Below are 9,287 nucleotides of genomic sequence, written 5' to 3'. Positions count from 1 at the left end.
AGCTCCGGCAGATAGGACTTGATATCAAGGAGCACCAAATCCGTATGGGCCAAAACTGGCTTGGCCACTCCCAAGGGCGCGTAGCCGGAAGTGTCCAGCGCTGTGTGCAAGTCCAGCTCGTGGCAGCGGCGGAAAATCTCAGCCACAAAGGTGGGCTGCATTAACGGTTCTCCCCCGCTGGCCGTTACTCCCCCGCCTTTGAGGTAGTAATTGCGGCAGCGCTGGATCTCCGCCATGAGGGAGTCCACTGTCACCACCTGGCCAGCATTGGGATCCCGACAGTCCGGATTGTGGCAGTACAGACAGCGCAGAGGACAGCCCTGCAGGAAGATGACAAAGCGGATCCCTGGCCCATCTACCGTGCCACAGGTTTCAACCGAGTGAATGCGGCCGGTCACCGGCCTCGAGGGGTTGAGGGAGGTACCCATAACTTCTATTCTCAATGGCTTTTGCAAAATATCAATTAATCTTGAGGTTTTCTTCCAAATTGCTGGCTACGTTGCCCACCCCCTGGCTTTGACTTTGGGTTTACCTGGGCTGGGTTTTCTTAAGTTGAAAACCGATGGAAAGACCCCAAAGGGCCTACTGGGAGACACCTGACGAGATGTTGTGTAGGCGATGCGCCTTCGGATCAAAGCCCGCTGGGAAATGGGTATAGGCATCGAAATCGGCGTGATCCAGCAAAGCTCCTTCCAAGAGAGCACCTCGGAAATCGGTGCCGAAAAGCAGGCATCCTCGCAGATCGGCTCCAGATAGGTTGGCGTCGCTGAAATTGGCAAAGCTGAGATCACACCCCCGCAGGTTGGCGCCTGCCAGGTTGGCCCCGCTGAAGTCGGCAGAGCGCAGGTCGGCACCGGCTAGGTGGATCCCTTGTAGGTCGGCCTGGAGCAGCTCGATCCCTTGGAAATCTCGCTGTCCTGCCGCGTAGTCTCTAACCAAGTCCAAAGCGCTATAGCTCATCGAACCTCCTTGCTGGGGGATCCCTTTCCCTGGGTATGGGCAGCCTTCAGGGATCCCCTGGCCGTCGTTTAGAAGTGTTGATGGAAGGTGCGGTTAATCACATCCAGTTGTTGCTCGCGGGTGAGCTTGATGAAGTTCACCGCGTAGCCGGAAACCCGGATGGTGAGCTGTGGATAGAGCTCTGGGTGCTCCATGGCGTGCAGCAAGGTCTCGCGGTTGAGAACGTTCACGTTGAGGTGAAAGCCGCCATCCCGCATGTAGCCGTCCAGCAGCCCCACCAGGTTAGCAACCCGCTCCTCGGCTGTGCGACCTAGGGCCGCCGGCACGATGGAGAAGGTGTTGGAGATGCCATCCAGAGCGTCGTCGTAGGGCAGCTTAGCCACGGAAGCCAGCGAGGCCACCGCCCCCTTGGTGTCGCGGCCATGCATGGGGTTGGCCCCAGGGGCAAAGGGTTCACCTGCGCGCCGCCCGTCAGGGGTGTTGCCGGTTTTCTTGCCGTAGACCACGTTGGAGGTGATGGTGAGGATGGACTGGGTGGGGATGGCATTGCGGTAGGTCTTGTGCTTGCGCAGCTCCGCCATGAAGGTCTGCACCAGTTGCACCGCAATGGAGTCAACTCGGTCGTCGTTGTTGCCGTATTTGGGGAAGTCGCCCTCCACCGCGTAATCCACCACTAGGCCCCGCTCATCCCGGATGGCCCGTACCCGCGCGTATTTGATGGCGGATAGGGAGTCGGCTGTTACCGACAGGCCGGCCAACCCAAAGGCCATGGTGCGCAGCACGTCCCGGTCGTGCAGGGCCATCTCCAGGCGCTCGTAGCAGTACTTGTCGTGCATGTAGTGGATGATGTTCATGGTGTTGACGTAGGTTTTGGCCAGCCAGGCCATCATCTGCGCCATGCGCGGCCACACCTCGTCGTAGTCCAGGACATCGGCGGTGATGGGGGCGAAAGCAGGAGCCACCTGCTCGCCGGAGATCTCGTCCCGGCCGCCATTGATGGCGTAGAGGAGGCACTTGGCCAAGTTGACCCGCGCCCCAAAGAATTGCATCTGCTTGCCGATGCGCATGGCCGACACACAGCAGGCGATGCCGTAGTCATCCCCCCAGTAGGGGCGCATCAAGTCGTCGTTTTCGTACTGGATGGAGCTGGTTTCGATGGAGACCTTGGCGCAGTAGCGCTTGAAAGCTTCCGGCAGCCGCTCCGACCAGAGCACGGTCAAGTTGGGCTCCGGCGCCGGCCCAAGGTTGTAGAGGGTATGCAGCATGCGGAAGCTGGTCTTGGTCACCAAAGGCCGCCCATCTAGCCCCATGCCGCCGATGCACTCGGTTACCCAGGTGGGATCCCCGCTGAAGAGCTCGTTGTACTCCGGCGTGCGCAAAAACCTGACCATGCGCAGCTTCATGACAAAGTGGTCGATGAGCTCCTGGGCCTCTTCCTCGGTGAGGATCCCGGCCTGCAGATCCCGCTCGATGTAGATGTCTAGGAACGTGGAAACCCGCCCCAGGGACATGGCGGCGCCGTTTTGCTCTTTGACCGCTGCCAGGTAGGCTAGGTACAGCCACTGGATGGCCTCGCGGGCGTTGGTTGCGGGGCGGCCTAGATCAAAGCCGTAGCTGGCCCCCATCTCCTTGAGCTCGTACAGGGCTTTGATCTGCTCTGAGAGCTCCTCCCGCAGGCGGATGGTTTCTTCATCCATCGTGTCCACCTCTAGGCTGGCCTTCTGCGCCTCCTTGTCCTCAATCAGCCGATCCACGCCATAGAGAGGTACCCGCCGGTAGTCACCGATGATGCGGCCCCGTCCATAGGCGTCCGGCAAGCCGGTGATGATCCCAGAGCGGCGGCAGCGGCGCATCTCCTCCGTGTAGGCGTCGAAAACCCCGTCGTTGTGGGTCTTGCGATACTTGGTAAAGATTTCCTTAACGCGGGGATCCAGCTCGTAGCCATAGGCCTTGAGGGCCGTTTCTACCATACGGATGCCGCCAAAGGGCAGGATGGCGCGCTTTAGGGGCTTATCCGTTTGTAGCCCTACGATCTGCTCCAGCTCTCGGTCGATGTAGCCTGGCGGGTGGCTGGTGATGCTGGAAGGAAGGTCGGTGTCGGCATCCAAGATCCCACGCTTCCGCTCCAAGGCCATCAGATCTTGAACTTTGGCCCACAGCCGCTGCGTGCGCTCGGTGGCCGGCGCCAAGAAGCTTTCATCTCCCGTGTAAGGCGTGTAATTGCGCTGAATAAAATCTCGGACGTCGATGCAGCGCTGCCACCGCCCAGGCACGAAATCCCTCAAGCTATGTTGTTTACTTGTGAATTCTGTAGGCAAAGCTACAGAAGACTGGGCGCTCACTACCATAGCAATCCCCCTGGCCATTCGGCCTGACAGCTATGCAACAGGCTAGACCTAGAGCAAGACCTCTCCTCAGCTACTGCTAAGGGCTGCTGGCATCTTTGCCAAAGGGACGATCTAGCCACCGGTGCAAGGGAGAACTTTTAGCAACTCTGATGTTTCTTTTTTCAGGCGTTTGCAATACACCTTGCCCACTTCAATTCTAGTTCCTTCTCCTCTTAGGAGGCCGCTGTCTCTGTGTTTTTAATCCCGTTTTTAATGTTTTCTTAAGGGCTTGCTAAGGGGGCTTGCCAAACGGCTAGCTTAGGCCAAGGTAGGTTGGAGGCAGCACCCCCGATCAATCAGGCGCCACAGCAGTTGCTTGAGGAAATCTTCACGAGTGGTGCTAAGGCACGGACAACAAATGGGGTTACTCTCGGCAGCTCGAAAGAGCAGATAAGGAGGCCTCGGAAATAAGAGAAGCCTTTCTGAGAATTGGAAAACAACCACGAAAAGCAACTATTCCCCTTCCCGTCCTGAGCTGAGGATCCGCTCCCCCCCTAGAGGCAAGAGTTTTGAACTAGAGTAAACTTTGGTGTTTGTTTTGAGAGGAGTGTTAAATACGACATCTGAACCACCTGGGCCTTGCCTATCATCCTGCTTGGCGCTGGGCAGTTTTGGTTCCTGGACTGAGCTCCTTCCTTGAGGATTGCCGATTGCTGTGCTACATATGAACTTAACTGCCGAGCATAGGTATTTATTACTAAGCCTAAGCGGCTTGTCTGTGGCCAGAAGAGGGCCTGGCTGAGCCGAGGAGTGAGGAGGAGTGTGATGTTCAAACGGTTGGCGGAACAATACCGCAGCTATGTTCAAGATCTGGTGATGAGTTTGCAGGCGCTGGCCATTGCTTTGGAGAAGCGGGGCTACCCGGCCTCCTGCTACACCTGCGGCACCTCCTTTGAGAGCGCTTCCTTCATGGTCAGCTTGCGGGAAGGGCATCTGATTCGCTTTTTAGTCTCCGAGTGCTCCATCAGTTGGACGGAGATGCGGGATGAGCGGGAGCTGATGAAACTGGAAGGAGCGGAGGCCATTCGTCAGCTTCAGGATCTGGTAGAGCTAATCAAAGACGATCTAGCTGCTAGCGCTGCGCCAGCAGAAGCTCTGGCCCATAGCCGTTGATCCGCGTCTGAAAGACCTATACAACCTCGGACAAAAGCAGACTTTTGCTCCAGGTTGAGCCTTTCTTCCTGCTTCCACGACCTATAGCTAGCAGCAGAGTTCACCTCCACTACCCCACCAGAGGGATCTCCACAGGCGTCACTTCCCATCAAGCTGACGGGAGTTGTTCCTGATCGAGCACACCGGCTAAAGACGGAGCTGACTTTAGCCTAGGCAAAGTGCCTAGCCGAAGAAATGCAGCTGCTCGTCTACTGGCTTAGTTAATCCACGTCAAGGCAGAAGATGCGCCGGCAAAGCTGCGCATCGTCGCTACCTCTCCTCTATACCCCCAAGGGGATTCGAACCCCTGTCGCATCCGTGAAAGGGATGTGTCCTAGGCCTCTAGACGATGGGGGCATCTCCAAACGAAGCGATCTTGATTGTAAGGAGGCAGGTTTAACTCTGTCAACTTGAATCTCTTGCTAGTCACCGTCGCCCGCCCCCCATCCTACCCCGGCCAAGATCAAGAGTCCCAGGAGAGCCAGACCCAGCAATCCGGCGATCACAAGGGGTTCATCCGGGATCACATCCATTTACACCTCATCTCCGCAGATTGATAGATTGATAATGAGGATCCCAGCGGCAGGCTACCTAGGCAGAGCCAGGCAACTCCTCTGCAGGGGGCAGTTATCCCGTGGCTTAAACTACACTATGGTAGCAACCCATCGCTTGGACTGGCATGATTCCCACTGTTATCGAGCAATCTGCACGCGGCGAGCGCGCCTTTGATATTTACTCGCGTTTGCTACGGGATCGGATTATCTTCTTGGGCACGCCGATAGATGACGACGTAGCCAACCTGATTGTGGCCCAGATGCTCTACCTGGAATCCGAAGACCCTGAGAAAGATATCTACCTCTACATCAACTCTCCTGGCGGCTCTGTCTATGCCGGTATGGCCATTTACGACACCATGCAGCACATCCAGCCAGACGTCTCCACCATCTGCATTGGCTTGGCCGCCAGCATGGGAGCCTTTTTGCTGGCAGGGGGTGCCAAGGGCAAACGCATTGCCCTTCCCCATGCCCGCATTATGATTCACCAACCTCTAGGGGGAGCCCAGGGTCCAGCGACCGACATTGAGATCCAGGCCAGGGAGCTCCTCTTTATCAAAAACAGCCTCAACAGCCTGCTTGCCTACCACACGGGCCAGCCGCTGGAGCGTATCGAGCGCGACACAGACCGCGACAACTTTATGACCCCAGAACAGGCCAAAGAATACGGCATCATCGACCAGGTAATCACCAAGAAGCCCCAGCCTTCCCTGACGACCGTTTCCTAGTCCTCCTGGCTGCCAGGGAGTCTCTTTCCCAGCTCCCTGCCAAGGGGGCTGGTGTCGTTAGTGGGGGATTCTCCCAGGAAGATGTGAAGAAAGTCAAAGAAATCTATCCCGTTGCCAGCGGAAGGCCTGGCTTGCTTTAAGTAAGCTAATCAAACTCATAAAGAAAGTAATGATCTGGCTTTCATCGCGGATGGTAGCTTAGGATTAAACCCAAGAAGGTGGAGCTGCATTATTGAGATCGCAGGGGCAACAAGAGCTGGAAATAGTCCATAGAGGCTTTCTGGACTTGGTGCGTTAAAGCTAGCGATGAAAGGAGTCAGGGAAGAGGGCTTACAGGTTGAGGGGAAAGAGGTAGGCTGCAAGGTCGAGCCTACCGATTGTGAGGCAGCTCCAAGGCCAGAAAGGGCAGGCAGTTGAGGCTCCTTACCTCTGCTTCCTCGCCTGTTGCCTGAAGCTGGAGATGCTAGTTCTCAACTTTGCAGAGTTTGTCATTCGTGTAGAGGAGGATTGACGTGGCCTATTCAGCAACGAAAACCAAGAGCGGCTATCAAGCGGGGGTGAAAGACTACAGACTGACCTATTACACCCCTGATTACACGCCCAAAGATACCGACATCCTAGCCTGTTTTCGGGTTACGCCTCAGCCAGGCGTTCCTCCAGAAGAAGCAGGGGCGGCAGTAGCAGCTGAGTCCTCGACGGGCACCTGGACAACCGTTTGGACCGATCTGCTCACTGACTTGGACCGCTACAAGGGCCGCTGCTACGACATCGAGCCGGTTCCTGGCGAAGAGAACCAGTACTTCTGCTTCGTCGCCTACCCGCTGGATCTCTTCGAGGAAGGCTCAGTAACCAACATGCTCACCTCAATTGTGGGCAACGTCTTCGGCTTTAAGGCCCTAAAAGCGCTGCGGCTGGAAGACTTGCGCATTCCCGTAGCTTACCTGAAGACCTTCCAGGGCCCTCCCCATGGCATCCAGGTAGAGCGGGATAAATTGAACAAGTATGGTCGTCCGCTGCTGGGCTGCACCATCAAGCCCAAGCTGGGCCTTTCCGCCAAAAACTACGGGCGGGCTGTGTACGAGGCACTGCGGGGTGGGCTGGACTTTACTAAAGACGACGAGAACGTCAACTCCCAGCCTTTCATGCGCTGGCGGGATCGCTACTTGTTTGTCATGGAAGCGGTCCACAAAGCTCAGGCCGAAACCGGCGAGATCAAGGGCCACTACCTGAACGTGACCGCGCCCACCTGTGAGGAAATGTTCAAGCGGGCGGAGTTTGCCAAGGAGATTGGCGCTCCCATCATCATGCACGACTACCTCACCGCCGGCTTTACGGCCAACACCAGCCTGGCCAAGTGGTGCCGCGATAATGGCATCCTACTGCACATCCACCGCGCCATGCACGCGGTGATCGACCGGCAGAAAAACCACGGCATCCACTTCCGGGTGCTGGCCAAGTGCCTGCGCATGTCTGGCGGCGACCACCTGCACGCCGGTACGGTGGTGGGCAAGTTGGAAGGCGACCGCGCCATCACCATGGGCTTTGTGGATCTCATGCGGGAAAACTACGTCGAGGCGGATCGCTCCCGCGGCATTTTCTTCACCCAAGATTGGGCTTCTATGCCTGGGGTCATGCCAGTGGCTTCCGGAGGGATCCACGTTTGGCACATGCCGGCGCTGGTGGAGATCTTCGGGGACGACGCGGTGCTGCAGTTTGGCGGCGGCACGCTCGGCCACCCATGGGGGAATGCTCCCGGTGCAACGGCTAACCGCGTGGCCCTGGAAGCCTGCATCCAAGCCCGCAATGAAGGTCGAGACCTGATCCGCGAGGGCAGCGACATCATCCGCGAAGCAGCCAAGTGGTCGCCAGAGCTGGCGGCTGCCTGCGAGCTGTGGAAAGAGGTCAAGTTCGAGTTCAAGCCCGTCGATACGCTCTAAAACTCTCTGGGGGCAAGGGATCTCTGGACTCTCTTGCCCCCCTGGCCCAACCCCTGGATCGGTCATGGATCTAAAGCAGATCGCCAAGGACACGGCCAAAACTTTAATCAGCTACCTGACCTATCAGGCGATGCGCACGGTGCTGGCCCAACTGAGCGAGACGGATCCTCCCAGGGCCCTCTGGCTGCAGCAGTTTTCTGCTCGGCAAAGCTTCCAGGATGGGGAAGCCTATCTTCGGGCTTTGCTGGCAGAGCGGGCCGACTTGGCCTACCGCATCATGACCGTTCGAGAGTACCTGGCAGCGGAGGTGGTCGACTACTTGCCGGAAATGGCCAAAACCGGTATTCAACAGGCCAACATGGAACACCGCCGCAGCCACCTGGAACGGCTGACTTCAGCAACCGGATCCCTGCCGGTCACCCACCCAGAGGCAGGATCCCCTCTCCAAAACCCTACACCTGAAACGGAGTGAGTTATGCAAACCCTACCGAAAGAGCGCCGCTACGAAACCTTTTCCTATCTGCCACCCCTAACGGATCTGCAGATCCTCAAGCAGGTGCAGTACATCCTGGATCAGGGCTACATCCCTGCCATCGAATTCAACGAATCTTCCGAGCCAACCGACCACTACTGGACTTTGTGGAAGCTGCCGCTGTTTAGCGCTACTTCTCCACAGGAGGTGCTGACTGAGGTGCAGGCCTGCCGCAGCGCTTACCCCCATTGCTTCATCCGCGTGGTGGGCTTCGACAACATTAAGCAGTGTCAGGTGCTGGGCTTCTTGGTTTACAAGCCAAGCGGCTTGCGCTAGAAGCTGTTCTGCTGTTTTTACACCCCTAGGGGAGAGAGCTTCCGGAGGGCTCCTCCCTTTTTCCTTGGGCTCTCTCTACGCTCCAATCCCCAGGAGGGCTCCCAGCCCCACCGCCAAAAGAGCGGCAAGGGTTGTCTGAATGCCGTTCACCACCTCATTGGTCATCCAGGCCAGGCGGGGCTGCAACACTACCCCCATCCAGCTTTCTGCTAGAGTGGCCAGGATGCCGGCCAGCCAGCAGGCGCTCAGCCACCAGGGATCCCCTCCCACCCATTCTCCGCCAATCCCCCAGGCCAAGGCGGACATTCCCCCTGCTGCCGTCACCCCCGCCAGGGATCCCTCTAGGCTGACAGCTCCCTCGGTGCCGGCAGGCACCGGCTGAAAAGTGGTGATCAAAAAGGTCTGCCGTCCATAGGCTTTGCCTACTTCGCTGCTGACGGTATCGGCCAATTTCGCTGCAAAGCTGGCACTATACCCCAACCACCACAGGGAGTGCGGAAAGAAAGCGTATCCCACTGCGCATACCGCCCCGGTCAAAGCAGAGCCCCAGACATTTTCTGGGCCCCGCGCCCCTCCTCGCTTCTCGGCAATTCCCTGCGCCTGCTTCCGGTGGATCCCCAAGCGGGTGACGGCTGTGCCGACTAAAAAATAGGCGGCTACTACCAGGTAGCCCCGCCACCCCAGGCCCCCCCACACCAACAAACCCAGCAGCCCTGCGTGGAGCACCCCAGCCCGGGTCAGCGCCTTTTGGGGACTCTGCA

9 protein-coding genes and 1 tRNA gene are annotated in these 9,287 nt (G+C 57.8%); 5 read left to right on the top strand and 5 right to left on the bottom strand.

The genetic code is table 11. From position 1 onward, the window contains the following. From NW814_RS05135 to pflB, 3 genes are all read right to left on the bottom strand, one after another. Positions 1-428, bottom strand: a 428-nt coding sequence (locus NW814_RS05135; protein WP_414405446.1) for a 4Fe-4S cluster-binding domain-containing protein, incomplete at its 3' end; no start/stop codon positions are given. A 154-nt stretch (positions 429-582) separates the two neighbouring features. Next, entirely contained in the window at positions 583-960 is a 378-nt protein-coding gene (locus NW814_RS05130) for a pentapeptide repeat-containing protein (RefSeq protein WP_414388725.1), read from the bottom strand. 68 nt (positions 961-1,028) lie between these two features. Continuing rightward, positions 1,029-3,308, bottom strand: a complete 2,280-nt coding sequence (gene pflB / locus NW814_RS05125; RefSeq protein ID WP_414405450.1) for a formate C-acetyltransferase — start codon at positions 3,306-3,308, stop codon at positions 1,029-1,031. An 804-nt stretch (positions 3,309-4,112) separates the two neighbouring features. Between pflB and NW814_RS05120 the strand changes: the two genes are divergently transcribed. Next, positions 4,113-4,460 (top strand): DUF1815 family protein, encoded by a 348-nt coding sequence (locus NW814_RS05120; RefSeq protein ID WP_414393445.1) that lies wholly within the window; start codon positions 4,113-4,115, stop codon positions 4,458-4,460. A gap of 323 nt (positions 4,461-4,783) precedes the next feature. Here the strand turns inward: NW814_RS05120 and NW814_RS05115 are convergent. Continuing rightward, a tRNA-Glu gene (locus NW814_RS05115) sits at positions 4,784-4,856 on the bottom strand. Between the two features lie 322 nt (positions 4,857-5,178). Here NW814_RS05115 and clpP point away from each other — a divergent pair. The 4 genes from clpP (at position 5,179) to NW814_RS05095 (ending at position 8,526) form a co-directional block, all read left to right on the top strand. After that, positions 5,179-5,781 carry an ATP-dependent Clp endopeptidase proteolytic subunit ClpP gene (gene clpP, locus NW814_RS05110; RefSeq protein WP_414405445.1) on the top strand — a complete coding sequence of 201 codons (603 nt, stop codon included), beginning with the start codon at positions 5,179-5,181 and terminating at the stop codon, positions 5,779-5,781. Between the two features lie 512 nt (positions 5,782-6,293). Continuing rightward, positions 6,294-7,718, top strand: a complete 1,425-nt coding sequence (locus NW814_RS05105) for a form I ribulose bisphosphate carboxylase large subunit (protein ID WP_414405444.1) — start codon at positions 6,294-6,296, stop codon at positions 7,716-7,718. 64 nt (positions 7,719-7,782) lie between these two features. Next, positions 7,783-8,190 (top strand): RuBisCO chaperone RbcX, encoded by a 408-nt coding sequence (rcbX, locus tag NW814_RS05100; RefSeq protein WP_414405443.1) that lies wholly within the window; start codon positions 7,783-7,785, stop codon positions 8,188-8,190. Positions 8,191-8,193: 3 nt separating this feature from the next. Continuing rightward, positions 8,194-8,526 carry a ribulose bisphosphate carboxylase small subunit gene (locus NW814_RS05095; protein ID WP_414405442.1) on the top strand — a complete coding sequence of 111 codons (333 nt, stop codon included), beginning with the start codon at positions 8,194-8,196 and terminating at the stop codon, positions 8,524-8,526. A 75-nt stretch (positions 8,527-8,601) separates the two neighbouring features. Here NW814_RS05095 and NW814_RS05090 read toward each other — a convergent pair. Next, positions 8,602-9,287 (bottom strand): TIGR00297 family protein (locus NW814_RS05090; RefSeq protein ID WP_414405441.1); only part of this gene is annotated, 686 nt, incomplete at its 5' end.

This window comes from Synechococcus sp. R65.1 (genome assembly GCF_047461755.1).
Classification (GTDB): Bacteria; Cyanobacteriota; Cyanobacteriia; order Thermostichales; family Thermostichaceae; genus Thermostichus.
The sequence above is the reverse complement of the archived record's forward strand: the minus strand, read 5'-3'. Positions and strand labels throughout refer to the sequence as shown.

Excerpts from the sequence above, each read along its gene's own strand:
- NW814_RS05130 (WP_414388725.1), bottom strand. The coding sequence starts at position 960 with ATGAGCTATAGCGCTTTGGACTTGGTTAGAGACTACGCGGCAGGACAG.
- pflB (WP_414405450.1), bottom strand. The coding sequence starts at position 3,308 with ATGGTAGTGAGCGCCCAGTCTTCTGTAGCTTTGCCTACAGAATTCACA.
- NW814_RS05120 (WP_414393445.1), top strand. The coding sequence starts at position 4,113 with ATGTTCAAACGGTTGGCGGAACAATACCGCAGCTATGTTCAAGATCTG.
- clpP (WP_414405445.1), top strand. The coding sequence starts at position 5,179 with ATGATTCCCACTGTTATCGAGCAATCTGCACGCGGCGAGCGCGCCTTT.
- rcbX (WP_414405443.1), top strand. The coding sequence starts at position 7,783 with ATGGATCTAAAGCAGATCGCCAAGGACACGGCCAAAACTTTAATCAGC.
- NW814_RS05095 (WP_414405442.1), top strand. The coding sequence starts at position 8,194 with ATGCAAACCCTACCGAAAGAGCGCCGCTACGAAACCTTTTCCTATCTG.